Origin of the sequence: Actinomycetospora corticicola (genome assembly GCF_013409505.1) — a bacterium.
GTDB lineage: Bacteria > Actinomycetota > Actinomycetes > Mycobacteriales > Pseudonocardiaceae > Actinomycetospora > Actinomycetospora corticicola.
Window position 1 is genome coordinate 2,122,431 of the sequence record NZ_JACCBN010000001.1, and the last position, 24,725, is coordinate 2,147,155.

Genomic DNA, 24,725 nt, shown 5'->3' on the forward strand with positions numbered 1-24,725 from the left:
TGACGTCGGGCGTCAGCCGTGTGCCACCGCTGACGTCCCGACGACGGGTGGCTACAGCGACGGCAGGTAGGTCGCCAGCTCGTAGGGCGTGACGTTGCGGCGGTAGGCGTCCCACTCGGCGCGCTTGTTGCGCAGGAAGAAGTCGTAGACGTGCTCGCCGAGGATCTCCGCCATGAGGTCGGACTGCTCGAAGGCCTGCAGCGCGCCGTCGAGGTTCTGCGGGAGCGTCTGGTAGCCCATCGCCCGGCGCTCGCCCTCGGTGAGCGACCAGACGTTGTCCTCCGCCGCGGGCGGCAGCTCGTAGCCCTCCGCGATCCCCTTGAGCCCGGCGCCGAGGATGACGGCGTAGGCGAGGTAGGGGTTGGCGGCGGAGTCCAGGGAGCGCACCTCGACCCGGCGCGACGACGACTTGCCCGGCGAGTACATCGGCACCCGCACCAGCGCGGAGCGGTTCGCGTGGCCCCAGCACACCGCGGTGGGGGCCTCGCCGCCCACGACGAGGCGCTTGTAGGAGTTCACGAACTGGTTGGTCACCGCCGACATCTCCCGCGCGTGGCGCAGGACCCCGGCGACGAACGCCTTGCCGGTCTTCGACAGCTCGTAGGGCTCCGCCGCGTCGTGGAAGGCGTTCTGGTCGCCCTCGAACAGGCTGACGTGCGTGTGCATCGCCGAGCCCGGGTGCTGCGTGAACGGCTTCGGCATGAAGGAGGCCCGCACGCCCTGGGTGATCGCCACCTCCTTCACGAGGTAGCGGAAGGTCATGATGTTGTCCGCCATCGTCAGCGCGTCGGCGTAGCGCAGGTCGATCTCCTGCTGCCCCGGCCCGCCCTCGTGGTGGGAGAACTCCACCGAGATGCCCATCGCCTCGAGCGAGTCGATGGAGCGGCGCCGGAAGTGCGGCGCGATGTCGTGGCTGGCCTGGTCGAAGTACCCGCCGGTGTCGGCGGGGACCGGCGGCGTCCCGTCGTCGGGGAGGTCGCGGAGCAGGTAGAACTCGATCTCGGGGTGCACGTAGCAGGTGAACCCGGCCTCGGCGGCGCGCGAGAGCGCGCGGCGCAGGACGTGGCGCGGGTCGGCCCAGGACGGCGAGCCGTCGGGCATCGTGATGTCGCACAGCATCCGCGCCGAGTAGTGGTTGCCCTCGGCGTCCTCCCAGGGCAGCACCTGGAAGGTCGACGGGTCGGGCTTGGCGACCATGTCCGACTCGTAGACGCGGCTGAAGCCCTCGATCGACGAGCCGTCGAACCCGATGCCTTCCGCGAAGGCGCCCTCCAGCTCGGCAGGAGCGATCGCGACGGACTTGAGGTACCCGAGGACGTCGGTGAACCACAGCCGCACGAAGCGGATGTCGCGCTCGTCCAGCGTGCGCAGGACGAACTCCTGTTGCCGATCCATGCTCGCGACCCTAAGGAGACGGTGTTACAGGGACGTCACAGGGGTGCCCCGTGGGGACGGTCGTCACCCGGTCTCGCCACACCGGGCGTTCGGCGGCGCCGGCGTGCCGTCGACGAGGTAGCGGGTGACGATCGCGTCGACGCACGGGAAGTTCTGGAACGTCGCGGTGTGCTGGTCGCCGACCTTGGTCAGCAGCGAGCCGTTCAGCGCCTTCGCGAGGTCGACGCCGGCCTGGTACGGCGTGGCCGGGTCGCCGGTGGTGGAGACCACGAGCGGCGGCGCGAGGCCGGGCACCTGCGGGGTGTGCGGTCCCCCGGTCACCGGGGCCTGCGGCGGCCAGTAGGCGCACGAGTCCAGCGCGGAACTCGGGCCGCGCCCGGAGTCGAGGAACGGCGCGGCGGCGTTGTAGCGCTCCGCGCGGTCGAGGGCGACGGCCGGGTCGGTCACCCGCGGGTCGTCGACGCAGCGGATCGCGGTGAACGCGTCCTGCTGCGGGGAGTAGGTGCCGTCGGGCGCCCGGTCGTAGTACTGGTCGGCGAGGCCCATGAGCGTCTGCCCCCGGCCCTGCGCGAGCTCGGTGAGCCCCTGCCGCAGGTCCGGCCACAGCGAGGTGGCGTAGAGGGACTGGATGGTGCCCTGCTGGGCGTCGTTGTAGGAGAGCACCCGGCCGTCGGGCAGCCGGATCGGCGCCGCGATCAGCGGCCGGGTCATCTCCTGGAAACGGGCCGTCGCCTGCGTCGGGTCGGAGCCGAGCGCACAGCCGGGCTTCGAGGCGCAGTCCTTCGCGAACGCCTCGAACGCGCCCTGGAAGCCGCGGCCCTGGTTGATGACCTCCACCGTCGGGTCGAGGTTCGGGTCGAGCGCGCCGTCGAGCACCAGGGCCCGCACGTTCTGCGGGAACTGCTCGGCGTAGGTGTAGCCGAGGCGCGTGCCGTAGGAGAAGCCGAGGTAGGTGAGCTTGCGGTCGCCCAGCACGGCCCGCAGGACGTCCATGTCCTTCACGACGTCGCGGGTACCGACGTTCGCCAGCAGGTCCACCCCGCTCTTCTGTGCACAGCCGTCGGCGGTCTGGCGCGCCAGGTCGTCCGCCCGCGCCACGCCGGCCGGTGACGGGTCGGTGATGTCGGTGGCGCGCTGGGCGTCCTGCTCCGGCCCGGTGAGGCAGCGGATCGTCGGGGTGCTCGCGCCGATCCCGCGCGGGTCGAACCCGACGAGGTCGAACCGGCGGGACACCTCGTCCCCGCGGGTCAGCAGGGCGAGCTGCGAGGACAGGCTCACGCCGGACGCGCCGGGGCCGCCGGGGTTGACCAGCAGCGAGCCGATGCGCCGTGCCTGATCGGTGGCCCGCACCCGGGACACCGCGATCTGCGCGGTCCGCCCGGTCGGGTTCGCGTAGTCCACCGGCACCTCGAGGCGTGCGCACTCGAACCCGGGCTGCTGGTAGTAGAGGCGGTCGTCGTCGGTGGTGGCGAACGGCAGGCAGGAGCCCCACGTCAGCTGCTGGGAGTAGAACCGCTCGAGACCGGCCGGCACGGCGTCGGGGGCCGCGGCGGCCGACGAGGTCGCGGAGGACCCGGTGGGGGTCGCAGTGCCCGGCACCGCGTCGGCGCACGCCGCGGCGGCGAGCACGACCGCGAGCAGCGCTCCCAGCCGCCACACCCGCCGTCGGGAACGCCTCGGACGGATGGACCTGCTCCCCGGACGCACGCGGCCATCCTCGCAACCGGCCGATGAGGTCCCCGTCGGGGTCCTCCGCTGTGTTCCTGACGACAGGATCGCCGCAGCGCACGGCCGCTGGGTGCAGGCTTCCCAGCGCACTGTTCCCTCTCACGCGCCCGGGGACCCGCAGCGGCGGGCCTCGAGGCAGGAGGACACGACGATGACGTCACCCGCAGAGCTCCCCAAGCGCGTCCGCATCCACCACCTGCAGCAGTGGAAGGACGCCGGCGAGCGCTGGCCGATGCTGACCGCCTACGACTTCCCGACGGCGAAGGTGTTCGACGCCGCGGGCATCCCCGTCCTGCTGGTCGGCGACTCGGCCGCGAACAACGTGCTCGGCTACGACTCGACCGTCCCCGTGTCGGTCGACGAGCTGCTCATGCTGTGCAAGGCCGTGGTGCGCGGCGCCTCGCGGTCGCTGATCGTCGCCGACCTGCCCTTCGGCTCCTACCAGGTCTCCCCCGGCCAGGCGCTCGAGACCGCGGTGCGCTTCATGAAGGAGGGCGGCGCGGCGGCGGTCAAGCTCGAGGGCGGGGCCCACTACGCGCCCCAGATCCGCGCGCTGGTCGACGCCGGCATCCCGGTCATGGCGCACCTCGGGTTCACCCCGCAGAGCGAGCACGCCCTCGGCGGGTTCCGGGTGCAGGGCCGCGGGGCGGGCGCCGACAAGCTGCTCTCCGACGCGCTCGCCGTGCAGGAGGCCGGGGCGTTCGCGACGGTGCTCGAGATGGTGCCCGCCGACGTCGCGAAGAAGGTCACCGGCGAGCTGCGCATCCCCACCGTCGGGATCGGGGCGGGCCCGGACTGCGACGCGCAGGTGCTCGTGTGGCCGGACATGGCGGGCCTGAACACCGGGCGCGTGCCGCGCTTCGTCAAGCGCTACGCCGACCTCGCCGGCGCCCTGGGCGGGGCGGCCGAGCAGTTCTCCCGCGAGGTGCGCGAGGGCGTCTATCCTGCGGAGGAGCACTCCTTCCGGTGATCGGTTGGGCGTCGGCCGTGCGGCGGGTACGCCCCCGCATGGCCGACGACACCGACACCATCCGCCGCGAGTTCGACGACGCCGTCAACATGACGCCGAAGGAGCTCGACGACTGGCTCGACACCGACGAGTCGCAGTCGGTGGGGAACTCCTCGGGCGACGAGGAGTCCACCGGTCACGCCATGGGGCGCCGGATCGTCGAGATCCAGCGCAAGAAGGTCGACGACCTCGACGACGACGACCTCGCCGCCATGAAGAAGGTCAAGGGGTACGTGGCCCGGCACCTGAAGCAGAAGCCGTCGAAGGAGGACGTCGAGACCTCGAAGTGGCGCTACTCGCTGATGAACTGGGGCCATGACCCCTTGAAGTGAGTCAGTGCTCCTCGGGCCAGACGATCTTCACGCCGGCGTGCACCTTGTACCGGCGGTTGATCGCGATGAGGTTGGCCGTGAGGCACTCGACCTGGTAGGCGTTGCGCAGCCGACCGGCGAACACCCCGCGCACGCCGGGGATCGCGTCGGCGAGCGCGCGCACCACGTCGGTGGCCTCGCGGTCGTCGCCCAGCACGAGGACGTCGCAGTCGACCTCGGCCTGGTCGAGGTCGGAGAGCAGCACCGCGGAGACGTTGTGGAACGCTGCCGTCACCCGGGTCTCGGGGAGCAGCTGCTCGGCCTGCTGGGCGACGCTGCCCTCCTCGACCGGGAGCGGGTACGGACCCTTCTTGTCGAACCCGAGCGGGTTGACGCAGTCGATGAGGATCTTGCCCCGGAGCAGCTCGACGAGCCCCGTCAGGGTGTCGGCGTGCGACTCCCACGGCACCGCGGCCAGCACCACGTCGGCCTCGCCGGCGCAGGTGGCGTTGTCGGCGCCGGTGATGTGCTCGGTGCCGGTGAGCCGGCGGTACTCGGCCGCGGACGCCTCGGCCCGCTCGGCCGCCCGCGAGCCGATGATCACGCGGATCCCGGCCTTCGCCCACCGCAGCGCGAGGCCCTTGCCCTGCGCGCCGGTGCCGCCGAGGACCCCGACGGTGAGGGTCGTCGGGTCGATGGGTTCGGTCACGGATGCTCCTTCTCCACATACGGTCAGACCGGACTGTTTTGCGCTTCCTATCACGCTGCGAGCAGCGCGGCGAACTCCCGGTGCAGGGCCGCGACGGCCTCGTCGGCCGCGGGGACCACCCCGGTGAAGCCCAGGAACCCGTGAACGAGCGCGGGGTGCTCGCGCAGGCGCGCGTCGACCCCTGCCGCCGTGAGCGCCCCGGCGAACGCCGCCCCGGCGTCGCGCAGCGGGTCCAGCCCTGCCGTCGCGACGATCGTCGGCCCCAGCCCGGCCAGGTCGGCCCGCAGCGGCGACAGCCGGATGTCGCCCTTCGGGTTCGCGGACCCCAGGTAGAGCTTCGAGCACGCGACGACGTCGCGCGCCGTCAGGAAGAGACCCTCGCCGTTCTCGCGCACCGACGCGTAGCGGCCCTCGAAGTCCGGCGGCGGGTAGACGAGCAGGGTCCCGACGACGGGTTCGTGCCGGTCCCGGCGCGCGAGCGCCGCCCCGGCGACGAGGTTGGCGCCCGCCGAGTCGCCGGCCAGCGCGACGCGGGCCGGGTCGGCGTCCCAGTCGGCCGCGTGGTCGATGGCCCAGGCGAGGCCCTCGAGGACGTCGTGCAGCGGCTTGGGGAACCGGTGCTCGGGGGCGAGGCGGTAGTCGATCGCGACGACGACGGCCCCGGTGTCGTCGGCGAGGCGCTGCGCGACCGGGTCGTAGACCTCGCCGCCGCCGAGCACCCAGCCGCCGCCGTGGGCGAACACCACCAGCGTCGCGGTCGTGCGCTCCGCGGGGCGGTGCACCCGCACGGGGACCGGCACGTCGACGTGGACCTCCGGGGCGGCGCTCGCCGGGCGGACCGTCTCCCGCATGAGCGCGGCGAAGCGCTCGCGGGCCGCGGCGATGCCCTCGTCGGTGTCGGTCCCCGCGAACATCGCGGGTTCCCCGCGCTCGGACCAGCGGGCGAGCAGGGCGGCGACGTCGGGATCCGCGGCGGTCACGACGGCACCCTAGGGCTCCGGACGGGTCGTTGCTGAATCGAGACCTGACCTGCGAGCAACGCGGGGGTGGGTATCACGTCTGTGGGCATGCCGGGCCCGGTCGGACGACGGACGGGCCCGGTGCACCTGTCGTCTTGTGCCGATTCGCCCTCGTTCCCGCCCGCCAACGATCTGTGAAGGACCTAGCGCTCCCGATGGCTCTGCCCTGGCCCCAGAACACCCCGACCCTCCCCCGCATCGCCGACGTCGGCACCGCCGAGCGGTCGCGGACGACCCGGCTCGACCTCACCCGGCTGCGCGCCGTGGCCACCTCGCCCGTGACCGCACTCGTGGTCATGGTCCTCGGCCTCGTCGGCCTGTTCGCGCTGCCGACGGTGGGCCTGCCGTTCGTGGCGCTCGTCGTGCTGCCGGTGGTCGTCCACCAGCTGCGTGCCGAGCAGCGCCAGAACCTGCGCCGCCCGCGACGCTGACCCGCACGCCACCGCCCCCGGTCCCTGTTCGGGACCGGGGGCGGTGGTGTGTCCGGGGTCAGAAGCTGCCCGACGACCCGGCGGCGACCACACCGATGATGATGAAGAAGACGATGAAGAGCACGAACAGGCCGATCAGGATGTAGCCGATGATCAGCCCCGCGAGGGCCAGGCCGTCGCCGCCCTCGCCCCGCTGCCGGATCTGGCCGCGGGCGATGTGGCCGCAGATCACGCCGCCGATCGCGGTGATCCCGACGACGAGGCCGAGCAGCGAGAGCACGAGCGAGGCGATCGCGAGCCCGTTGGTCGGGGCCGGGTAGCCGTAGCCCGGCTGGGCCGGCGCCACGTTGCCGGTCTGGCCGTAGGCGGGCTGGCCGTAGCCGGTCTGCCCGTAGCCCTGGCCGTACCCCTGCTGTCCGTACCCCTGCTGGCCGTAGCCGGTCTGTCCGTAGGCGGTCTGCTCGCCGGACTGGCCGTATCCCTGCTGGCCGTAGCCGCTCTGTTCGCCGGTCGAGCCGTAGCCCTGCTGGCCGTATCCCTGCTGGCCGTAGCCGCTCTGCTCACCGGTCGACCCCTGGCCCTGGCCGTACCCGCCGTGCGGGCCCGCCGTGTCCTGCGGCGAGTCCGGACCCACGGTGCCGGAGCCCGGGTAGGCGGTGGGCGGTGGATAACCGGTGCCGCTCTGTTCACCCTGCGGGCGGGCGAACGGGTCGGCGTCCTGCGGCTCGCGGTTCGACTCGCTCATGTCCCCGTCCCGGATGGTGCGTGGCCCGCCTCGGGCCCGGCGTGAGGCGGCATCCTCGCAGATCCCGTGGCCCCGGACCCGGCGAAACGGGCGTCACGGACGCTTCGGGAGAGATCCTCGGGACCGTCCGCGCCGTCACCCGGCCGAGATCCGAGAGCGTGGGGCGTGTCTTCTCGCGGCTCGGGCGCGTCGCCACGAACGCCGGGATCCTGCCGCGGGACCCCGCCGGACGGCACCCGACACCCGGTGATCACGGCGAGAACGCCCCACCCGGCTAGGAGGACGGCTTCTCGACCGGAGGCGTCTCGACCTTCGGCGTCTCGACCTTCGGCGGGTCGGACTTCGGCGTCTCGGCCTTCGGCGGGTCGGACTTCGGCGTCTCGGCCTTCGGCGGGTCGCTCTTGGGCGGCGTGCTCGACGGGTCGGACGTCGGCGGGGTGGTCGTCGTGCCGCCCGACGGCGGGGTGGTGGGGGTGTCGCTCTTCGGCGGCGTGCTGGGGGTCGTGCTCGAGGGCTCCGACGGGCGGGGCGTCGAGGACCCCGGGGACATCCACCCCGACCCGTGACCACCCGACCAGCCACCCGCCCCGTGGCCGCCCGACCCGCCACCCGACGGGCCGTCCGGCCGAGCGGCCGAGCGGCCGTCCGCCGCGGACGTCGGCGCCCCACCGCCACCGGTCGCGGGTGCCGCCGACCGCGACGCGTCGGGGAGCTCACCCGGTCCGGCGAGCGGGCCCTGGGCGGCACGCAGGGCCACCTCGGACGCCTGCGCCGGGGTCGGGGCCGAGGAGGGCAGGCCGAGGTCGGAGATCGCGGGCGCGGGCAGGGGGACGAGGGGACCCTGCGGGGTCGGCGTGGAGGTCGCCCCGAGGAACGCGCTCAGCCCGCTCGTCATCGCGATCGAGGTGGAGGTGCCGGTGACGGTCTGGAACACGGCGGTGCTGACCGCGGCGGCGCCCATGAGCGACACCCCGACCACGGCGAGCCGCCGACGCCGCGCCTCCGCGGCCTCGGGCGTGGCGTCCGCCGGCGCGCTGACGCTCGTCGCGACCACGCCGGACCCGACGCCGCCGAACAGCGCGGGCACCCCCTGCACCGACACCGTGCTCGGGTCCACCGTCCCCGTCCTCCGCTCCCGCCGACACCCCACCGCGCTGCACGGCAGGCCGCGGCGACCGGACCCCTGTGCTCGTCCGGATGCCGCGTCGACAAGTCAAACGGACGGACCACGTAGTCGTCCCTCGGACGATCAGGCGGCATGTCATGCGTCCGTGTGGGCCAGTGGTCACTCCACGCACTTCACGATCGACACAGCGTCAACCTGCACCGATGTCGCCCGACCGTGGCCGGGCGACCGCTCGTCGCGTCACCGTTCGCCACCGTCGTGCGACTCCGATCACTCGCCCTCGCCCGATCGGCCCTACGATCCCGCCGTGTCCGACGCGCGCACGCCCGCCCCGGCCGGCGACCACGACCACACCCCGACGGTGCTTGACGCCGCGCTGCGGGAGGCGGGCACGGCCTTCGGGCGGCTCTCGTCGGCGGTCGGCAACGTGTGGGACCGGCTGTGGGAGGGCCACCTCGCCGACACCACCCGGCGGCCGCGCACCACCCTCACGGGCGGCCGCGGCTGGTCCCTCCACCGCTACGCGGCGGTCCCGGGAGCGCCCGTCGTCGGGAATCCCGTGCTGCTGATCCCCCCGCTGGGGGCGCCGGACCTCGCGTTCGACCTGCGCCGCGGGAACAGCCTCGTGGAGTTCCTGCTCGAGCACGGCCGGACGGTCTACATCGTCACCTACGACGCCGCCTTCTGGCGGGGGCGCCGCCGGGGCCTGGAGACCTGGGTCGACGACGTGCTGCCCGCCGCGATCGAGGCGGCGCACGCCGACGCCGACGACGCGGGCGACCTGCACCTCGCGGGGTGGAGCCTCGGCGGCCTGTTCGTGCTGCTCACCCTGGCCGCGCACGACCTCCCCGTGGCGTCGGGAACGGCCTTCGCGGCGCCGGTCGACGTGGACAAGGTCCCGATCGTGGCGCCGTTCCGGTCGATCGCCGAGTACACCGGCGGTGCCATCTTCACCACGGCGTACCGCGTGCTCGGCGGCTTCCCGGCGCCCGCGGTGCGCGCGGCGTTCCAGCTGGTGAGCGCGGACCGGTACGTCACCAAGCCGATCACCGTGCTGACGCACCTCGACGACCGCGACCTCCTCGAGCAGATGGAGGCGGTCGACGTGCTGATGCACAACATGGTCGCCTACCCCGGGCGGGCCTTCGGGCAGGTCTTCCACCACGTCATCCGCGGCAACGAGATCGCCCGGGACGCCGTGCACGTCGGCGGACGACGGGTGCGGCTCGCCGACGTGGAGGACCCGATCCTGCTCATCGCGGGTGCCGACGACGGGATCGCGCCCGTGGACAGCGTGCGCAAGGGCGTCGAGCTCCTGACGAAGTCCCCCGACCTGCGCTTCGAGATCGAGCCCGGCGGACACCTCGGGGTGCTGACCGGACGGCGGGCGAAGACCCACACCTGGCCGGTCTTCCTCGACTTCATGGCTGACCACGACGACTAGAACCACACGGATGTGATTCGCGCACCGGGGTGTTCGAAGGGCCCTCGAACGGGTGTCGTACCGTCACCGCGGCCCTGCTCCCCCGTGGAAGGACACCCTCTCGTGGCCGTCACCCTCAAGGCAGCACTGCTCGACTCCGACAAGCGCGGCTTCGTGGTCACCGACCTCGAGGCGCTCGTCGACGACGAGGTCAAGGACAAGAGCGGCCTGTCCGGCGGCGTGATCAAGACCGGGTACGCCGCCGTCAAGAAGATCAAGCCGGGCATCATCTGGGGCGTCATCGACACGCTCCTCGACGAGTTCGTCGAGGCGCTCGAGCCGCACTGGACCGCCTACAACGCCTCGCCGACCGGCGACTTCGGCGCCTACCTCGCCGCGCACCCGCAGCCCGTGTCGGAGGCCCTGCTCGGCGTCACCGACCGGCGCGCGGAGAAGTCGAACCGCGCCGCCATCACCTCGGTCTACTCCAAGCTCCGGGGCAAGGCCCAGGAGAACGTCATCGAGGCGCTGCCGCGTCTCGGCGCCGTGGTGGAGAAGCACGCCGTGTGAGCTTCGCTCAGGTGAGCACTAAGTGGGGCTATAGGCCCACTTAGTGCTCACCTGGCGGCTACGCCACCCCCTGCGGCAGCCGCCGGATCGAGCCTGGCCCGCGCAGATCGGCGAGGGTCGGGTAGCCGTCGACCGCCATCACGAGGTCGGTCTCGGCGAGCACCGACCGCAGGTGGTGCACCACCCCCTCCTCGCCGCCGAGCGCCAGCGCGTAGGCGTAGGGCCGCCCGAGCCCGACCGCCCGCGCCCCCAGCGCCAGTGCCTTCGCGACGTCGGCCCCGCTGCGCACCCCGGAGTCGAACAGCACCGGGACGTCCCCGGCCGCCGCGACGACGTCGGGCAGGGTCTCCAGCGCCGGCAGCCCGCCGTTGGCCTGGCGTCCGCCGTGGTTGGAGCAGTAGAGGCCGTCGACGCCGAGCTCGACCGCACGTCGTGCATCCTCGGGGTGGCTGATCCCCTTGAGCAGGATCGGCAGGTCGGTCGCCTCGCGCATCCACGTCAGGTCGTCCCAGCCGACGCTGTACCCGAACATCCGGGACCAGAGCGAGATCGCTGCGCGCGGATCCTCCTCCGGGGCGTCGGTGAGCAACGCGCGGAACGCCGGGTCGGAGAAGTAGTTGGCCAGGACGTGCCCCCGCAGCTGCGGGAAGTTCGCGGTGTTGAGGTCCCGCGGACGCCAGCCGGTGACCCACGTGTCGAGGGTGACGACGAGGCCGCGGAAGCCCGCCTTCTCCGCCCGCTGGATCAGCGACACCGCGACGTCGCGGTCCTTCGGCGTGTAGAGCTGGAAGAAGCCCGGGGTGTCCCCCAGCGCCTCGGCGACGTCCTCCAGCGGATCGTTGGTCAGCGTCGACATCACCATCGGCACGCCGGTGCGGGCGCAGGCCCGGGCGACGGCGAGGTCGCCGTGGAAGTCCTGCGAGCAGATGCCGATCACCCCGACGGGGGCGCAGAACAGCGGGGTGGGGAGGTCGACCCCGCAGAACGAGGTCGAGAGGTCGCGCTCGTAGGCGCCCCGCATCATCCGCGGCACGATCCCCCACCAGCCGAACGCCTCGGCGTTCCCGCGCTGGGTCCGCTCGTCGCCCGACCCGCCGGCGACGTAGTTCAGGATCCAGTCCGGCAGGGCCGCCGCGGCCGCGGACTCCAGCCCGGCGAAGTCGACCGGCCAGCGCGGCAGCACCCCCTTGAGGCCCGCGCCGTAGATCTCCAGCTGGTAGTCCCCGTACTGAGCCACACCGGAGATGCCATCACGACGCGGGCCGCTCCACCACCCGCCCTACGGTGGGGCCGTGGATCTCGTCGCCCGTCTGCGCGCCGCGGGCTGCGTGTTCGCCGAGGAGGAGGCGGAGCTCCTGCGCGACGCGGACGAGTCGCAGGTCGCCCGCCGCGTCGCCGGCGAGCCGCTCGAGCACGTCCTGGGCTGGGCGGCGTTCCGTGGCCGGCGGTTCGTCGTCGCTCCGGGGGTGTTCGTCCCGCGCCACCGCAGCGAGCTGCTGGTCGACCTCGCCGTCGCGCGGGCCTTCCCGGGCGCCGTCGTCGTCGACCTGTGCTGCGGGACGGGCGCGCTCGGCGCGGCGGTGGCGGGTGCCGTCAGCTCCGGCGACAGCAAGGCGTCACCGCCTGCGTCCAGTGACAGCAGCGCCACACCGTCGATCGAGCTGCACGCCGTCGATGCCGACCCGGCGGCCGTCGCGTGCGCCCGGCGCAACGTCCCGGGCGCCGTGTACGAGGGCGACCTCGACGCGCCCCTCCCACCGTCGCTGCGCGGTCGCGTCGACGTCCTGCTCGCCTCGCCGCCGTACGTCCCGACCGCCGAGATCGCGCGCATGCCCCCCGAGGCCCGGGAGCACGAGCCGCTCGGCACGCTCGACGGCGGCCCCGACGGGCTCGCCCTCGCCCGTCGCATCGCCGCTCTCGCGCCGGGCTGGCTCGCGCCGGGCGGCGCGCTGCTCGTGGAGTGCGCCACGCACCAGGGGCCGGACCTCGCCGCCGCCGTGCGGGACTACGGGCTGGCCGCCACCGTGCACGGCGACGACGACGCCACCACCGTGGAGGGCCGATGGCCGACGCACTGACCGTGCTGACCCGTCGTCGGGAGACGCAGCGGAGCGGACCTCGACCCGATGAGCGGGAGACGCAGCGGAGCGGAGCTCGACCCGGGCATCGTCGGGAAGGACTTCCCGACGACGGGGCGAGGATCGCGCTGGTCGTCGAGGGCGGCGGGAGCCGCGCGACGTACTCGGCGGGCATGGCCGCGGCGCTGGAGGACCAGGGGTTCGGCGGGTGCTTCGACGCGGTCTACGGGGTGTCGGCGGGGTCGCTGAACGCCGCGTGGTTCACCGCGGGCCTGGCGCGCGAGGCGATGGCGCCGTGGGTCGACCGGTCGGTGATGCGCTCGACGATCAGCCCGCGCCGGATGCTGCGCGGCGGGCCGGTCGTCGACCTCGCGCACCTCGTCGAGCAGGTCTACGTCCACGAGTTCCCGATGCCGTTCGACCGGGTGCTCGCCGGCCCGTTCCACCCGATGGCCACCGACGCGATCACCGGCGCCTCCACCGACCTGCGTCCGCTGCTCACGACGCCGGACGACGTCCCCCGGGCGCTCCGCGCGAGCTCCACGCTGCCGGTCCTGGCCGGGCCGCCCGTGCCCCTGCAGGGGCGGCGCTTCGTCGACGGCGGGCTCGCCGAGCCGGTCGCGGTGCACACCGCGCTGGCGGCCGGGATCACGCACCTGGTCGTCCTGCGCACCCACGCCGCCGCGCACGTCCCGGTCGAGCCGCCGAGCGTGGTCGACGCCGTCGTCCGGTGCTGGCTGCGCCGCCACGCGCCGGGCGTCCTCGGTCCCTGGCGCGACCGGGTCGCGGAGGCCGCCCGCACCGAGGCCGTGCTCGACGGTCTCGGCGACCACGTCCTGCAGATCCGGCCTCCGGCCGACGCACCCGCCGTCTCGCGCACGTCGACCGACCTCGGTCTGCTCGGCGAGGCGCTCCAGGTGGGCTACGCCCAGGTGAGCACTAAGTGGGGCTATAGCGCTCTCTAGTGCTCACGAGGCGCAGCCACAACGCCCGCTCCGTCGGCGAGTCCGGCTCCACCGTGTAGACCACGAGCCGCTGCTCCGGATCGTGCGGCACCGACACCGCCTCGATCCCGAACTCGAGCCGACCCGCCGTCGGGTGGTCGACGAGCTTCACGACCGACGTGCGGTCGGCGACCCCGCGGTCGTCCCACCAGCGCGCCACGTCGGGGTCGGCGGCGCGCAGCTCGTCCACGAGGGCCTGCAGTCGCCGGTCGCGGGGGTGTCGGCCGACCTCGTAGCGCAGCGAGCCCACCGCTGCGCTCGCGAAGTCCGCCCAGTTCACGATCCGCGCCCGCGCGTCGGGGTCGAGGAAGAGCCACCGGACGAACGAGTCGCCGGGTCGCAGGTCCACGCCCAGCACCGGTGTCAGCAGGGGGCCGGTGGCGAGGACCTCGCCCCGCCGTCCCAGCAGCAGGGTCGGGACGTGCGCGAGCGCGGTCATCAGCCGCAGCAGGCCGGGATCGGGGCGCTGCGGCGCCTCCCACCCGCCGCCCCGACGACGGGCCGGGGCGGCCAGGTCGCGCAGGTGCGCGTGCTCCACCTCGTCGAGCCGCAGCGCCCGGGCGAGCGCGTCGACCACGTCGTCGGGAAGCGTCCGTTGGCGCCCCTGCTCGACGCGGCTGTAGTGGTCGGCGCTGAGCCCGACCAGCACGGCGAGCTCCTCCTTGCGCAGCCCCGGCACACGCCGCGGGCCGGGGAAGGGGGTGACGCCGGCCTGCGCGGGGGTCAGCCGGTCGCGCCGGGACCGCAGGAAGGCACCGAGCTCGGAGGGCACGGGGTCGACCCTACGGAGGCGCCGCACGCCGAACGTGGTCATCGGATGCCCTGGCTGCGTCCCGACGACGGGTGTGGTCTCGTCGCCATGACCCGCCACGCCCTCGTCACCGGCTCCACCAGCGGCATCGGCGCCGCCACCGCCCGCGCCCTCACCGCGGCCGGCCTGCGCGTCCTCGTCACCGGTCGTGACACGACCCGCGGCGACGCCCTCGCCGCCGAGCTCGGCACGACCTTCCTGCCCTCCGACCTCACGGGCTCCCCCGACGACCTGCGCACCTTCGCGGCCGCCGCGACCGACGCCCTCGACGGCCACGTCGACGTGCTCGTGCACAACGCGGCGCTCTGCCCGCCGGTCGACACCCCGTCGCTCTCCGACGCCGACCTCGAGGCGACGCTCGCGGTCAACGTCCGGGCCCCGCACGTGCTCACCGCCGCCCTCGCGCCGGCGATGGCCGAGCGGGGCGAGGGCGCCATCGTGGTCGTCGGCTCGTGGATGGCCCACGTCGGGCACCCGTTCGTCGGCCTCTACTCGGCCACGAAGGCCGCCGAGATCCAGCTGGCCCGCAGCTGGGCGGCCGAGTTCGGGCCGCGCGGCGTGCGGGTCAACACCGTCTCCCCCGGCGCCACCCGCACCCCGATCAACGCCGCCGAGGACGAGGTGGTCGTCGCGATGACCGCCCGCACACCCGCCGGGCGCCCGGGGACGCCCGACGAGGTCGCCGGCGCCGTCACCTGGCTGCTCTCCGACGCCGCCGGCTACCTCCACGGCGCCGAGATCGCCGTCGACGGCGGGATCACCGGGTGTGCGCGCTCCTGAGCGCCCTCCCTGCGGTCAGCTCCGCATCAGGACGGCGAGGTGGTCGGCGACCGGGCCGAACGTCAGCAGCCCCGAGTTCGCGCCGGCCACCTCCCCGATCGCCGGGGTGAGCGCCTCGACCGCCCGCCGCACCAGGTCCCGGTCCCCCACAGCCAGTCCTGCGTGGCCGGCCAGCACCCACAGCGCGTCCGCGACGTGGCCGGGCGGTGGGTCGGGCAGGTCGGCTCGACGGTGCCGGATTTCCTGGCCCTCGGCGCACGCAGTGACGCATTGCCTGCACGCCCACGCGCGCACCCAGGGTGCGTAGGGCCCGGCGTCGGGAAGGTCGCCCGGCGGGTCGCCCCGCTGCAGCCGCAGCCCGGCGAGGGCCAGCGCCGGGAGGCCGTTCCCGACGCCGGGCATGCCCGCCTCCGCGAGTCGGCCGGCGGTCGCGCGGTGGTCCTCCTCGCGGCCGGCCCGCATCGCGGCGAACCCCTCGAGCAGCACCGCGACCCCGGGGCTCTCGTGGCGCTCCCCGAGCCGGGCGAGGACCTCGGCGTGACCCGCCGCGGCGTCGAGGTCCCCCAGCCCCGACCGGGCCTGCAGCAGCACCAGGTGGCCGAGGATCTCCGACGTGGGATCCTCGCCGCGGACCGCGAGGTCGACGATCTCGGTGCCGAGCGCCACCCGCTCCGGCGCACTGCCGGGGCGGTGGAAGGCCTGCACGACCCTCCCGGCCAGGGCGTGGCGCAGGACCGTCGGGTCGCCGAGGTCGCGCGCGAGCCCCTCCGCGGCGACCGCCGCCGCGGGGCCGCGATCCCCCGGCAGCCCGCGGGTCTCGAGGGCGATCGTCGCGAGGAGGCGGGCGCGCGACGCGGGGCCCGGCGACCCGACCGCGAGGCACCACTCGGCGGCACGCACCAGCACCGCGGACGACGCCGGGTCGTCGGAGCGGGTCCACACGCTCGGGACGTCGTAGCCCCCGAGCAGCCGGGCGGTCAGGGACGGGTCGCCCAGGCGCTGTGCCTCGGCCACCGCGTCCGCGTGCCGGCGCAGGGCGGTGACCGGCCCGCCGCCGTGGACGGCGAGGGTCCGCAGCAGCGGGGTCGTGGACTCGAGGGTCGCCCGGGTGCCGAGTCCGGACACCGCGGACCACAGGTCGGCGTCCGTGCGCTCCAGGCGCGGGGACCGCTGCAGGACGTCGGTCTCCAGCGCGGCGAGGGCGGCACCCGGGTCGAGGCCCAGCTCGTCGGCGAGCCGGGTGCGCGCCCGGCGCAGCACGGCGAGCGCGTCGCCCTCCCGTCGGGTGCGGTAGAGCGCGAGGGCCAGGAGCCGCCACCCCTCCTCCCGCCACGGGTGCTCGGTGGTGTGCGCGTCGAGGTCGGCGACGGCCTCCGCCGGCCGGCCCTCGTCGAGCCGGACCTGCGCGAGGCGTTCGACCGTGTCCAGGCGCAGTGCGGTCAGGCGGGCCCGCTCCCCCTCGGCCCACGGCGCCCCGGTCAGGTCGGCGTAGGCCGGTCCGCGCCACAGCGCGAGGGCGGCCGCGGGGTCGGAACGGGCCAGGTCCTCGAAGCGCTCCGCGTCCACCGGCAGCTCCAGCGCATAGCCGGGCCCGCGGGTGACGATCGAGGTCGGGGGCGTCCGCGGCGGCCGGTCCGGCTCCAGGGCCGCGCGCAGGGCGGCGACGAAGGTCCGTACCGAGCCGGCCGGGCGCGACGGCAGGTCGCCGTCGGGCCAGAGGTCGTCGATCACCGTCGCGAGCGGCACGGTCCGGCCGCGGGCGACGGCGAGGCGGGCGAGAACTGCCCGGTGCCTCGGGCCGGGCAGCGTGACCGGGACGGCCCCGTCGACGGCGTCGACCGGTCCGAGCACGCGTACTGATCGGTTGCTCATCGCCCCGGCCCAGGCTCGTCGTCATGACCTCCACGACCCACCGCGTCCCGGGCGTCGACGGCGTCGAGCTGCACGTCGCGGTCGACGGACCCGCCGACGCGCCCGCCGTCGTGCTGCTGCACGGCTTCCCCCAGACCCACCTGATGTGGCGGCACGTCGCCGCCGACCTCGCGGCCGACCACCGCGTGATCCGCCCCGACCTCCGCGGCTACGGGGCCTCCGACAAGCCGGTCGACACCGGGGGGACCTACGCCAAACGCACGATGGCGGCCGACGTCGTCGCCGTCGCGCGGCACCTCGGGGTGGAGCGGTTCGCGCTCGCCGGGCACGACCGCGGGGCCCTCGTCGCGATCCGCGCGGGCCTCGACCACCCCGACGCGATCAGCCACCTCACCATTCTGGACGTCCTGCCGGTGCCCGAGATGTGGGACGTCCTGCACGGCGTCGACGCCGCCGTCGCGTTCCACCTCTACCTCATGGCCCAGCCGCCCGGGCTCCCGGAGGCGATGATCGCCGGCGCCCCCGACGCGTTCTTCGGCTTCTTCCTCGATGCCTGGGGCGGCAGCTTCCCCGACGACGTCCGGGCCGAGTACCTGCGCGCCTCCCGCGGGGCGGTGCCCTCGATCGTCGCCGACTACCGGGCGTCGGCGACCGTCGACCTCGAGCTCGACCGCGCCTCCCGTGCGGCCGGTGAGCAGCTGGCCATGCCGGTGACGGTGGTCCAGCAGGACTGGGGCGCGGCACTCGGCTTCGACGCCGCCGCCCTCTGGAAGCCGTGGGCGCCCGACCTCACCCACCGCACGCTCGACGCCGGCCACTTCATGGCCGAGACGGCGCCCGAGGAGATCGTCGCCCTGCTCAGGCGGCCGGCTGCTCCGTCGTCGACCAGAGCTCGGTGAGCATCGCGATGTTCAGCTCGAAGGCGTGCTCCACCTCCGCGACCACCCGCGCCCGCTCGACCTCGTCCCACGGGGCGGCGTCGAGCAGCGCGCGGTAGCGGTCGCGGAAGCGCGGGGTCGAGCCGAGCCCGGAGAAGTCGTAGAACGCGGTGCCGCCGCCGGTGACGCCGTAGACCCGGGGCAGGAGGCCGCGGATCGCCTGCCCGCCGGCGATGTCGCCGAGGTACCGCGTGTAGTGGTGGGCGACGAAGCCTTCTGCCCAGCCGTCGGTGGCCTCGATCGCGTCGACGTAGCGCTCGGTGGCGGGCAGGGCGGTGAGCTCGTCCAGCCCGTAGAAGCGGATGTCCTCGGCGAGCCGCGGGACCCGCCGCAGCTCCTCGGTGACGAAGGGGCCCGCCACCGGGTCGTCGGCGAACCGGTCGGACGCCGCCTCGAGGGCCTGGTAGACGAACCAGTACTGCTCGACGAGCCGGGCGTAGTCGGCCACCCGCAGGAGCCCGTCGAACAGCGCCCCCATGAACGGCGAGTGGTTCGCGCGCTCGTGGACCGCCAGCGTCGAGCGGCGCACGGTCTGGTGGAACGGGATCGCGGTCTCGGACATCCGGCGGCCTCCGGGGGTGAGCGGACCTGCTCCGGCGAACCCTAGGCACGATCGCGAGGTGAGGGAACCCTTACCTCGGCAGCACCGCCGAGTAGCCGCGGGCGGTCAGCCACGGGAGCAGCTGCTCCACGGCGGCGACCGTCTGCGCCCGCGGTCCCCCGCCGTCGTGCAGGAGGACCACCGAGCCCGGCTTCACCCGCTGCTCGACGCGCTGCACGATCGCGGCCGTCCCCGGCAGCGTCCAGTCCAGCGGGTCGACGTCCCAGCCGAGGGCCCGCATGCCGTCGGTCGCCGACATCCGGATCAGCGCCGGCGACCAGCGGCCCTCCGGGGCCCGGAAGTAGTCGACGTCCGCGCCGCTCGAGACGTCCCGGAGCAGGTCGCGGCTCGCCCGCAGCTGCCGGTTCATGACGTCGGGGCTGCGCACGCCGATGCCCGGGTCGTGGGTGATCGTGTGGTTGCAGAGGCGGTGGCCCTCGGCCACCACGCGGCGGACGAGGTCGGGGTGGGCCTGCGCCTGCCGCCCCACCATGCAGAAGGTGGCGCGCATCCCGTGCTCGGCGAGCAGGTCGAGGATGCGCGGCGTGGACGCCGGGTCGGGCCCGTCGTCGAAGGTGAGGGCGACCGCCTTCCCCGCGCCACCCGTCGTCGTGAGCAGGGTGGGGCTGATCGTCGGGCGTTCCGGCGACAGCGGCAGGACGGCGGGGGCGGTCGCCACCGGCAGCTCGACGACGGGTCCGGCGGCGAGGTTCGTGGCCGGGGCGCGGTCGACGAGCACCAGCGCGGTGACCCCGGCGAACAGGCCGACGATCGTGAGGAGCCCCGCCCACCGGTAGATGTACGGGGGACGCACGATCTGGCGCAGGATCACGCGCCGTCGCCGGGTCAGAACCGCCACCATCGCCCCATCCGTCACACGGGTAACAGAGGCCACACGATAGGGCTGGCGCGTCGTGCTGCCGCGCGACGCGCCGAGAAACTCTCGACCTCAGATCGAGGTCTGCTCAGGACGGGTCGCGACGCGCCTCGTCCCGCTCCTCGCGGGCGGTGTCGCGCTCCCGGCGGGCGGTGTCCCGCTCCTCCCGTGCCTCGTCGCGCTCGCCCCGGGCGGCGTCGAGCGAGGCGCGCAGGTCGAGGATCTCGGAGGCGCTGGCCAGCGTGTGCCCGTCGTCGGCGAGGGCGCGCAGGGCGGCGATCCGGTCGAGCTGGTTGCGGGAGTACCGCCGGTGCCCGCCGTCGGAGCGGGCGGGGCTGATCAGTCCGGCGGTGTCGAGGCTCCGGAGGAACGCGGGCGGCACCCCGAGCAGTTCCGCGGCCTGCCCCATCCCGTAGGTGGGGTGGTCGGGGTCGTCGAGCCGGTCGAGCGCCACGGGGTGATCCTCCCCCGCCGCCGACGCTCGCGCCCGGACGCGGACACGCCGGACGGGGCGGGTCGACGTGCACCCGCCCCGCCCGGTCCCGGACATGGTCATGGAGGTTCGGTGATGGTCATCGGTGTACGGGACGAGGGCACCACCTCCCTGGTCGTGGCACGGATTCGGGGGATCAGGACGTGGCCGCCGCGTCGGATTCTGCGCCGTGATCGGCGTCGATGGAGCGGGGGGCGCCCGCGTGCTCGACGCTGATCTGGCGGGGCTTCGCGCGCTCGGCCACCGGGATCGTCAACGAGAGGACCCCGTCGACGTAGGAGGCGTGGAGCCGGTCGGCGTCGAGGTCACGTCCCAGGCTCAACTGGCGGCTGTAGCGTCCGCGCGGACGTTCGGCGACCAACCACTCGCCGGAGTCGGCCGGCGCCGTGCGCTCGGCCTTCACCGTGACGGTCTGCCCCTCCACCGTGATGTCGATCGACCCGGGGTCGACGCCCGGGACGTCGAACGTGGCCACCACGTGATCACCGGCGCGGTAGAGGTCCATCGGCATGCCGGTGCCCGGCTGGCCACGCCATCCGGTGAGCCGGTCGAGGGAACGGAAGGCGTCCACGGGGTCGTAGTTCAGCAGCACGATCGGTCATCCCCTTTCTGAGCCGCACTGCCATCTCCAGCTGACTGACACCAATATTTATAGGTCGGGCTAGAGATTCTGTCAACACTGTCCTGGAGGTCTTCGACGGGGACGACGACGGGCATCCCGTCGTCATGCAGACGGCGAGACTGGGTGACCTCGAGGTGGGCCGGATCGGCCTGGGCGCGATGGGGATGTCGCACGGCTACTCGGGGGCCGGACAGGACGACGACGAGGCGATCCGCACGATCCACCGGGCACTGGACCTCGGCGTGACGCTCATCGACACGGCGGAGGTCTACGGGCCCTACGTGAACGAGGAACTGGTGGGGCGGGCCCTGGCCGGCCACCGGGACCAGGCGGTCCTCGCGACGAAGTACGGGCTGATCTCGCACACCGGCCGCGACGGCGCCGACTCCTCCCCCGAGAGCGTCCGACAGGCTGTCGAGGGGTCGCTGCGCCGCCTCGGGGTGGACCACATCGACCTGCTCTACCAGCACCGGGTGGACCCGCAGACCCCGATCGAGGAGACGATCGGGGCGGCGGCCGAGCTCGTGACGGCGGGCAAGGTGCGCCACCTCGGGCTGTCCGAGGCCTGGATCGACACGATCCGCCGGGCCCACGCGACGCACCCGATCAGCGCGCTGCAGTCGGAGTACTCGCTGTGGACGCGCGAGCAGGACGAGGTCCTCCCGGTGCTGCGCGAGCTCGGGATCGGCCTGGTCCCCTACTCGCCGCTCGGCCGCGGCTTCCTCACCGGCACCATCCGCTCGGTCGCCGACTTCGACGACGACGACATGCGCCGCACCAACCCGCGCTTCGCCGAGGAGAACTTCCGCGCCAACCTCGCCGCGGCCGAGGAGGTCCGCGCCGTGGCCGACGACGCCGGGTGCACCCCGGCCCAGGCCGCCCTCGCGTGGGTGCTGTCGAAGGGCTCCGACATCGCGCCGATCCCCGGGACGAAGCGGGTGTCGCGCCTGGAGGAGAACGTCGCCGCGGACGCCGTGACGCTGACCGACGAGCAGCTCGCCCGGCTCGACGCGGCCACCCCCGCCGTCGGGGGCCACCACTCCGAGTCGCAGATGCGGCTGATCGAGAGGTGACCTCCGGTCCCGTGAGTACTTGTTCGTGTCCTGGCACGGAGAAGTGCTCACGGGCGCGGAGCGGACCCCCTACGAGAACGCGTCCTTGATCTTGGAGGCGCGTTCCTTGACCTCGCCCTTCGCCATGTCGGCCTGACCGCTGCGCTCGAGCTTCTTGTTCCCGGTCGCCTTGCCGACCTGCTCCTTGGCCTTGCCCTTGACCTGCTGGGTGCGGTTCTTCGCCGTGTCGTCAACAGCCATGAGGACGACGGGACCACTCCGCGACGCGGTCCGCACCGGTACCCGGCGGTAGGACGACGGGTGCCGGAGCGGCGTGGGCCGGGTGCCCGGGGCCCGTTGCGGCGACCGCCCCGTCCGTTTCGTGGGGTGCGAGCGTCGGGCACCAGCGGTGATGTCGCGCGCAGGGTGGTTCGGGCTCGGAGCGGCCGCTGCGGCGGGCGTGGCACTGGGGCGCAAGGTGGCGGGCAGCGCCGCGGTCGGATCGGGGCACCCGTGGAAGCACCGGGGGCTCGACGCGGCGTCGGGCGTGCTGCAGCAGAAGTATCCGGTCGACGCGATGAGCACCTACCTCAACGGCTTCCACATGTACGCCGACGACATGGGCCGCCAGGTCGAGGCGAGCCACTTCTGCATCCACCTGCAGCACGACCTGCACCAGTGCGTGATCTTCGACCGCAACGCCGCCGACGCCCGGCTGATCGGCATCGAGTACATCGTCAGCGCGGAGCGGTTCCGGGCCCTGCCCGAGGACGAGAAGCGCCTGTGGCACAGCCACCACCACGAGGTGAAGTCCGGGGTCCTCGTCGCGCCGGGCATTCCCGAGATCGCGGAGCGCGCCTACTTCTCCGACCTCGTGACGACCTACGGCAAGACCTTCCACACCTGGCAGTACGACCGCGACGACTTCCCGTACGGCATCCCCCAGCTGATGATGGCGTTCACCGCCGAGGGCCAGGCCGACGAGGAGGCGGTCCGGGCGCGGGACCGCCGCCTCGGGGTGTCGGCGTCGGAGCGGGAGCAGAAGCGTGCGGGCATCCCCACTCCCGACGTCGAGCCCGGCGCCAACGCCTGGGAGTCCGGCCGCACCGTGCAGACGCGGCTCGAGGAGATGCCGTTCCGCTTCGGCTAGTCCTGCAGCAGTCCCAGCACGTTGCCGTCCGGATCGGTGGCGGTGGCGGTGAGCCGGGTGCCCCCGACGTTCCGCGGGGGCTGTGTGACCTCGCCGCCGGCGGCCGTGAGCGCCGCCAGCGTCGCCTCGATGTCGTCGACGTGCCAGTAGGCGACGGGGCCGGCCATGCCGCTGTTCGGGACGAGCCCGATGTGCTGGCCGGCGACGTCGTAGCCGACGTAGTACGGCGAGTCGGCGGTCGGCTCGACACCCAGGAGCGCGGTGTAGAGCGGCTTCGCCTTCTCCAGGTCGCTGACCGGGTGCAGCACGGTGCGGATGCCCTGGTTCGCCATGGGGTCCTCCTTCGTCTCGGTGCTTTCCTGACGACGACCCGGCTCGGCCGGGAAGTGTGACGGTCAGACCCGGGGCACGTACGTCGAGGCGACCACGCCGCCGTCGAACTCCTGACGACGGATCAGCTCCAGGTCGAGCTGCTCCCCGAGCCCGGCGAACAGCGTCGGGCCGCGGCCCGCCAGCGTCGGGTGCACCACGAACTCGTACTCGTCGATCAGGCGGAGCTCCGTGAGCGCGAGCGGGAGCGCCACTCCGCCGCAGTACAGCCCCTCGCCGGGCTCCGCCTTGAGCCGCCGCACGGTCGCCTCGAGCTCGGCGGGGCGCACCAGCTCCGCGTTCGGCCCGACGTCCTCGAGGGTGCCGGACACGACGTACTTCGGCGCCCCGTTGATCACCTGCGCGAAGGGCTCGTCGGCGACCGACGGGTCGCGCCAGAACTCCATCAGCTCGTAGGTCACGCGCCCGAAGATCAGCGCGTCGGCCCGGGAGATCGTCTCCGCGGCGTGGTCGTGCAGCTCGGCGCTGGGGCGGAACGCGTCGTGACCCACGCAGCCGTCGAGCGAGACGTTGATCGAGTAGCGCAGCGGTCGCATTTCAGGACCGTACCGTCATGTTGTAGGACTGACCAGCTGCTCGAACAGCGACACGACGATCCCGTCGGGGCCGCGCACGTAGGCCATCCGCACGCTGCCCTCGTACTCGCCGACGCCCCCGACGAGCCCGTACCCGTCGGCCGCGAGCCTGCCGAGGGCCGCGTCGAGGTCGGCGACCTCGAACGACACGTTGCGCAGCCCGGTCTCGTTCGCCATCGCCGTCGGCGACCCCGGCACGGGGTCGGGCGTGCGGAAGCTCGAGAGCTCGAGCCGGCACCCGCCGTCGGGAAGGCGGAGCATGGCGATGTCGCAGTGCGCTCCGGGGAGGGCGCACACGGTCTCGACGAACTCGCCCGCCACCGTCCCGGTCCCCTCGACCTCCAGACCGAGGGAGACGAAGAAGGCGGTGGCCGCGGCGAGGTCGCTGACGGTGAGGCCGACGTGGTCGAAGCGTCGTACGTGGGTCATGGGTTCCCTCCGGGTGCTCGTCGTTCCTGCACCGGAGACGGAGCCGACCACGCGTTCTCGACAACTCGCGAATCGGGGGGCGGCGGACGAGTCGGCCTGTAAGCCGGATCCTGTGCCCTCGGCCCCTCACGGGTCCGGGGGCGGCGACCATCCATCTCGGCCCGTCGTCGCCGACGGGCTCCAGCGGTCTACCCGCAGGTCTCGGGCGGGCAGCCCTCGGACGACCTGCGCGACGGACCGGAGTCCGTCTTCTTGACCTTGCTCCGGGTGGGGTTTACCGAGCCGTCCTGGTCACCCAGGACGCTGGTGGTCTCTTACACCACCGTTTCACCCTCACCGCCGACTCGCGCCGACGGCGGTCTGTTCTCTGTGGCACTGTCCCGCGGGTCACCCCGGGTTGCTGTTGGCAACCACCCTGCCCTGTGGAGTCCGGACTTTCCTCGACGGGGACCTCGTGGGTCCCCGACGCGGCCGCCCGGCCGGCTCGTCCGCCGCGCCCGAGTCTACCGACGCCCACCGCGGGCCCGTGACCGTGGCGCCCTGCACGCGTCGGGCGTCAGCCGTGTGCCACCGCTGACGCCCGGGCC

28 protein-coding genes and 1 other RNA gene are annotated in these 24,725 nt (G+C 73.8%); 11 read left to right on the forward strand and 18 right to left on the reverse strand.

The features are described 5' to 3' along the window. Positions 1 to 51: 51 nt before the first annotated feature. Both glnA and BJ983_RS10080 read right to left on the reverse strand, forming a co-directional pair. On the reverse strand, positions 52 to 1,395 hold the full coding sequence (gene glnA / locus BJ983_RS10075) for a type I glutamate--ammonia ligase (RefSeq protein WP_179793672.1): 1,344 nt from the start codon (positions 1,393 to 1,395) through the stop codon (positions 52 to 54). A 63-nt stretch (positions 1,396 to 1,458) separates the two neighbouring features. Next, positions 1,459 to 3,054, reverse strand: a complete 1,596-nt coding sequence (locus tag BJ983_RS10080) for an alpha/beta fold hydrolase (RefSeq protein WP_179793673.1) — start codon at positions 3,052 to 3,054, stop codon at positions 1,459 to 1,461. A gap of 220 nt (positions 3,055 to 3,274) precedes the next feature. Here BJ983_RS10080 and panB point away from each other — a divergent pair, with 220 nt between their 5' ends. Both panB and BJ983_RS10090 read left to right on the forward strand, forming a co-directional pair. Further along, a complete protein-coding gene (gene panB / locus BJ983_RS10085) occupies positions 3,275 to 4,093 on the forward strand; it encodes a 3-methyl-2-oxobutanoate hydroxymethyltransferase (RefSeq protein WP_179793674.1) in 819 nt (272 codons plus the stop codon). 38 nt (positions 4,094 to 4,131) lie between these two features. Continuing rightward, entirely contained in the window at positions 4,132 to 4,464 is a 333-nt protein-coding gene (locus BJ983_RS10090; RefSeq protein ID WP_179793675.1) for a DUF3140 domain-containing protein, read from the forward strand. Between the two features lies 1 nt (position 4,465). On the opposite strand, the gene npdG is transcribed toward BJ983_RS10090, so the two are convergent. Both npdG and BJ983_RS10100 read right to left on the reverse strand, forming a co-directional pair. Next, complete coding sequence (npdG, locus tag BJ983_RS10095) at positions 4,466 to 5,152, reverse strand: NADPH-dependent F420 reductase (RefSeq protein WP_343053983.1); 687 nt, start codon at positions 5,150 to 5,152, stop codon at positions 4,466 to 4,468. 50 nt (positions 5,153 to 5,202) lie between these two features. Further along, the gene (locus tag BJ983_RS10100; protein WP_179793676.1) at positions 5,203 to 6,132 is read right to left on the reverse strand and encodes an alpha/beta hydrolase fold domain-containing protein; all 930 of its coding nucleotides are present in this window, start codon (positions 6,130 to 6,132) and stop codon (positions 5,203 to 5,205) included. Positions 6,133 to 6,326: 194 nt separating this feature from the next. On the opposite strand from BJ983_RS10100, the gene BJ983_RS10105 reads away from it, so the two are divergent. After that, the gene (locus tag BJ983_RS10105; RefSeq protein WP_179793677.1) at positions 6,327 to 6,602 is read left to right on the forward strand and encodes a hypothetical protein; all 276 of its coding nucleotides are present in this window, start codon (positions 6,327 to 6,329) and stop codon (positions 6,600 to 6,602) included. 58 nt (positions 6,603 to 6,660) lie between these two features. On the opposite strand, the gene BJ983_RS30160 is transcribed toward BJ983_RS10105, so the two are convergent. Beyond that, positions 6,661 to 7,347: a DUF4190 domain-containing protein gene (locus BJ983_RS30160; RefSeq protein WP_218890200.1), complete on the reverse strand. Its 687-nt coding sequence runs from the start codon at positions 7,345 to 7,347 to the stop codon at positions 6,661 to 6,663. 274 nt (positions 7,348 to 7,621) lie between these two features. After that, positions 7,622 to 8,464, reverse strand: a complete 843-nt coding sequence (locus BJ983_RS10115; protein ID WP_179793678.1) for a hypothetical protein — start codon at positions 8,462 to 8,464, stop codon at positions 7,622 to 7,624. A 316-nt stretch (positions 8,465 to 8,780) separates the two neighbouring features. Between BJ983_RS10115 and BJ983_RS32200 the strand changes: the two genes are divergently transcribed. Together BJ983_RS32200 and BJ983_RS10125 are read left to right on the forward strand one after the other, a co-directional pair. Then, complete coding sequence (locus tag BJ983_RS32200; protein ID WP_179793679.1) at positions 8,781 to 9,917, forward strand: alpha/beta fold hydrolase; 1,137 nt, start codon at positions 8,781 to 8,783, stop codon at positions 9,915 to 9,917. Positions 9,918 to 10,019: 102 nt separating this feature from the next. Further along, a complete protein-coding gene (locus BJ983_RS10125) occupies positions 10,020 to 10,466 on the forward strand; it encodes a DUF6918 family protein (RefSeq protein WP_018335779.1) in 447 nt (148 codons plus the stop codon). 58 nt (positions 10,467 to 10,524) lie between these two features. Here BJ983_RS10125 and BJ983_RS10130 read toward each other — a convergent pair whose 3' ends face one another. After that, positions 10,525 to 11,703 carry an alpha-hydroxy-acid oxidizing protein gene (locus BJ983_RS10130; RefSeq protein WP_179793680.1) on the reverse strand — a complete coding sequence of 393 codons (1,179 nt, stop codon included), beginning with the start codon at positions 11,701 to 11,703 and terminating at the stop codon, positions 10,525 to 10,527. A 7-nt stretch (positions 11,704 to 11,710) separates the two neighbouring features. Between BJ983_RS10130 and BJ983_RS10135 the strand changes: the two genes are divergently transcribed. Both BJ983_RS10135 and BJ983_RS10140 read left to right on the forward strand, forming a co-directional pair. Beyond that, positions 11,711 to 12,544, forward strand: a complete 834-nt coding sequence (locus tag BJ983_RS10135) for a putative protein N(5)-glutamine methyltransferase (RefSeq protein ID WP_179793681.1) — start codon at positions 11,711 to 11,713, stop codon at positions 12,542 to 12,544. Beyond that, entirely contained in the window at positions 12,529 to 13,509 is a 981-nt protein-coding gene (locus tag BJ983_RS10140) for a patatin-like phospholipase family protein (protein ID WP_179793682.1), read from the forward strand. Before BJ983_RS10135 ends, BJ983_RS10140 begins: the two co-directional genes overlap by 16 nt. On the opposite strand, the gene BJ983_RS10145 is transcribed toward BJ983_RS10140, so the two are convergent. Next, entirely contained in the window at positions 13,484 to 14,320 is an 837-nt protein-coding gene (locus BJ983_RS10145; RefSeq protein WP_343053986.1) for a helix-turn-helix transcriptional regulator, read from the reverse strand. The genes BJ983_RS10140 and BJ983_RS10145 overlap by 26 nt on opposite strands. A gap of 45 nt (positions 14,321 to 14,365) precedes the next feature. Between BJ983_RS10145 and BJ983_RS10150 the strand changes: the two genes are divergently transcribed. Next, positions 14,366 to 15,139, forward strand: a complete 774-nt coding sequence (locus tag BJ983_RS10150) for an SDR family NAD(P)-dependent oxidoreductase (RefSeq protein ID WP_179793684.1) — start codon at positions 14,366 to 14,368, stop codon at positions 15,137 to 15,139. A gap of 15 nt (positions 15,140 to 15,154) precedes the next feature. On the opposite strand, the gene BJ983_RS10155 is transcribed toward BJ983_RS10150, so the two are convergent. Next, positions 15,155 to 16,990 (reverse strand): AfsR/SARP family transcriptional regulator, encoded by a 1,836-nt coding sequence (locus BJ983_RS10155; protein WP_343053987.1) that lies wholly within the window; start codon positions 16,988 to 16,990, stop codon positions 15,155 to 15,157. 44 nt (positions 16,991 to 17,034) lie between these two features. Between BJ983_RS10155 and BJ983_RS10160 the strand changes: the two genes are divergently transcribed. After that, positions 17,035 to 17,910, forward strand: a complete 876-nt coding sequence (locus BJ983_RS10160; RefSeq protein ID WP_179793686.1) for an alpha/beta fold hydrolase — start codon at positions 17,035 to 17,037, stop codon at positions 17,908 to 17,910. Here the strand turns inward: BJ983_RS10160 and BJ983_RS10165 are convergent. The 4 genes from BJ983_RS10165 to BJ983_RS10180 all read right to left on the reverse strand — a co-directional run bounded on the left by BJ983_RS10165 (position 17,870) and on the right by BJ983_RS10180 (position 20,512). Continuing rightward, positions 17,870 to 18,511, reverse strand: a complete 642-nt coding sequence (locus tag BJ983_RS10165; RefSeq protein WP_179793687.1) for a biliverdin-producing heme oxygenase — start codon at positions 18,509 to 18,511, stop codon at positions 17,870 to 17,872. The two genes, BJ983_RS10160 and BJ983_RS10165, sit on opposite strands and share 41 nt — an antisense overlap. A gap of 70 nt (positions 18,512 to 18,581) precedes the next feature. Next, positions 18,582 to 19,412 (reverse strand): polysaccharide deacetylase family protein, encoded by an 831-nt coding sequence (locus BJ983_RS10170; protein ID WP_218890202.1) that lies wholly within the window; start codon positions 19,410 to 19,412, stop codon positions 18,582 to 18,584. Between the two features lie 103 nt (positions 19,413 to 19,515). Then, a complete protein-coding gene (locus BJ983_RS10175; RefSeq protein WP_343053990.1) occupies positions 19,516 to 19,881 on the reverse strand; it encodes a MerR family transcriptional regulator in 366 nt (121 codons plus the stop codon). Between the two features lie 175 nt (positions 19,882 to 20,056). Further along, complete coding sequence (locus tag BJ983_RS10180) at positions 20,057 to 20,512, reverse strand: Hsp20 family protein (protein WP_179793689.1); 456 nt, start codon at positions 20,510 to 20,512, stop codon at positions 20,057 to 20,059. A 134-nt stretch (positions 20,513 to 20,646) separates the two neighbouring features. Between BJ983_RS10180 and BJ983_RS10185 the strand changes: the two genes are divergently transcribed. Further along, a complete protein-coding gene (locus tag BJ983_RS10185) occupies positions 20,647 to 21,615 on the forward strand; it encodes an aldo/keto reductase (RefSeq protein ID WP_179793690.1) in 969 nt (322 codons plus the stop codon). 69 nt (positions 21,616 to 21,684) lie between these two features. Here the strand turns inward: BJ983_RS10185 and BJ983_RS10190 are convergent, their stop codons facing one another. After that, positions 21,685 to 21,855, reverse strand: a complete 171-nt coding sequence (locus tag BJ983_RS10190; RefSeq protein WP_179793691.1) for a CsbD family protein — start codon at positions 21,853 to 21,855, stop codon at positions 21,685 to 21,687. Between the two features lie 151 nt (positions 21,856 to 22,006). Here BJ983_RS10190 and BJ983_RS10195 point away from each other — a divergent pair, with 151 nt between their 5' ends. Further along, a complete protein-coding gene (locus BJ983_RS10195) occupies positions 22,007 to 22,744 on the forward strand; it encodes an OBAP family protein (RefSeq protein WP_179793692.1) in 738 nt (245 codons plus the stop codon). Here BJ983_RS10195 and BJ983_RS10200 read toward each other — a convergent pair. The 4 genes from BJ983_RS10200 to rnpB form a co-directional block, all read right to left on the reverse strand. Continuing rightward, a complete protein-coding gene (locus BJ983_RS10200; RefSeq protein WP_179793693.1) occupies positions 22,741 to 23,076 on the reverse strand; it encodes a VOC family protein in 336 nt (111 codons plus the stop codon). The two genes, BJ983_RS10195 and BJ983_RS10200, sit on opposite strands and share 4 nt — an antisense overlap. 63 nt (positions 23,077 to 23,139) lie before the next feature. After that, positions 23,140 to 23,670: a dihydrofolate reductase family protein gene (locus tag BJ983_RS10205; protein ID WP_179793694.1), complete on the reverse strand. Its 531-nt coding sequence runs from the start codon at positions 23,668 to 23,670 to the stop codon at positions 23,140 to 23,142. A 15-nt stretch (positions 23,671 to 23,685) separates the two neighbouring features. Next, positions 23,686 to 24,138, reverse strand: coding sequence for a VOC family protein (locus BJ983_RS10210; protein ID WP_179793695.1), 453 nt, complete (start codon positions 24,136 to 24,138; stop codon positions 23,686 to 23,688). 83 nt (positions 24,139 to 24,221) lie between these two features. Beyond that, positions 24,222 to 24,625: RNase P RNA component class A (gene rnpB / locus BJ983_RS10215), an RNA gene on the reverse strand. Positions 24,626 to 24,725 lie beyond the last annotated feature (100 nt).

What these genes read in the sequence shown, in the direction of transcription:
- glnA (WP_179793672.1), bottom strand. Translation starts at nt 1,395, where the DNA reads ATGGATCGGCAACAGGAGTTCGTCCTGCGCACGCTGGACGAGCGCGAC.
- panB (WP_179793674.1), top strand. Translation starts at nt 3,275, where the DNA reads ATGACGTCACCCGCAGAGCTCCCCAAGCGCGTCCGCATCCACCACCTG.
- BJ983_RS10090 (WP_179793675.1), top strand. Translation starts at nt 4,132, where the DNA reads ATGGCCGACGACACCGACACCATCCGCCGCGAGTTCGACGACGCCGTC.
- BJ983_RS10105 (WP_179793677.1), top strand. Translation starts at nt 6,327, where the DNA reads ATGGCTCTGCCCTGGCCCCAGAACACCCCGACCCTCCCCCGCATCGCC.
- BJ983_RS30160 (WP_218890200.1), bottom strand. Translation starts at nt 7,347, where the DNA reads ATGAGCGAGTCGAACCGCGAGCCGCAGGACGCCGACCCGTTCGCCCGC.
- BJ983_RS10135 (WP_179793681.1), top strand. Translation starts at nt 11,711, where the DNA reads ATGCCATCACGACGCGGGCCGCTCCACCACCCGCCCTACGGTGGGGCC.
- BJ983_RS10140 (WP_179793682.1), top strand. Translation starts at nt 12,529, where the DNA reads ATGGCCGACGCACTGACCGTGCTGACCCGTCGTCGGGAGACGCAGCGG.
- BJ983_RS10150 (WP_179793684.1), top strand. Translation starts at nt 14,366, where the DNA reads ATGCCCTGGCTGCGTCCCGACGACGGGTGTGGTCTCGTCGCCATGACC.
- BJ983_RS10160 (WP_179793686.1), top strand. Translation starts at nt 17,035, where the DNA reads ATGACCTCCACGACCCACCGCGTCCCGGGCGTCGACGGCGTCGAGCTG.
- BJ983_RS10165 (WP_179793687.1), bottom strand. Translation starts at nt 18,511, where the DNA reads ATGTCCGAGACCGCGATCCCGTTCCACCAGACCGTGCGCCGCTCGACG.
- BJ983_RS10170 (WP_218890202.1), bottom strand. Translation starts at nt 19,412, where the DNA reads ATGGTGGCGGTTCTGACCCGGCGACGGCGCGTGATCCTGCGCCAGATC.
- BJ983_RS10185 (WP_179793690.1), top strand. Translation starts at nt 20,647, where the DNA reads ATGCAGACGGCGAGACTGGGTGACCTCGAGGTGGGCCGGATCGGCCTG.
- BJ983_RS10190 (WP_179793691.1), bottom strand. Translation starts at nt 21,855, where the DNA reads ATGGCTGTTGACGACACGGCGAAGAACCGCACCCAGCAGGTCAAGGGC.
- BJ983_RS10195 (WP_179793692.1), top strand. Translation starts at nt 22,007, where the DNA reads ATGTCGCGCGCAGGGTGGTTCGGGCTCGGAGCGGCCGCTGCGGCGGGC.
- BJ983_RS10200 (WP_179793693.1), bottom strand. Translation starts at nt 23,076, where the DNA reads ATGGCGAACCAGGGCATCCGCACCGTGCTGCACCCGGTCAGCGACCTG.
- BJ983_RS10205 (WP_179793694.1), bottom strand. Translation starts at nt 23,670, where the DNA reads ATGCGACCGCTGCGCTACTCGATCAACGTCTCGCTCGACGGCTGCGTG.
- BJ983_RS10210 (WP_179793695.1), bottom strand. Translation starts at nt 24,138, where the DNA reads ATGACCCACGTACGACGCTTCGACCACGTCGGCCTCACCGTCAGCGAC.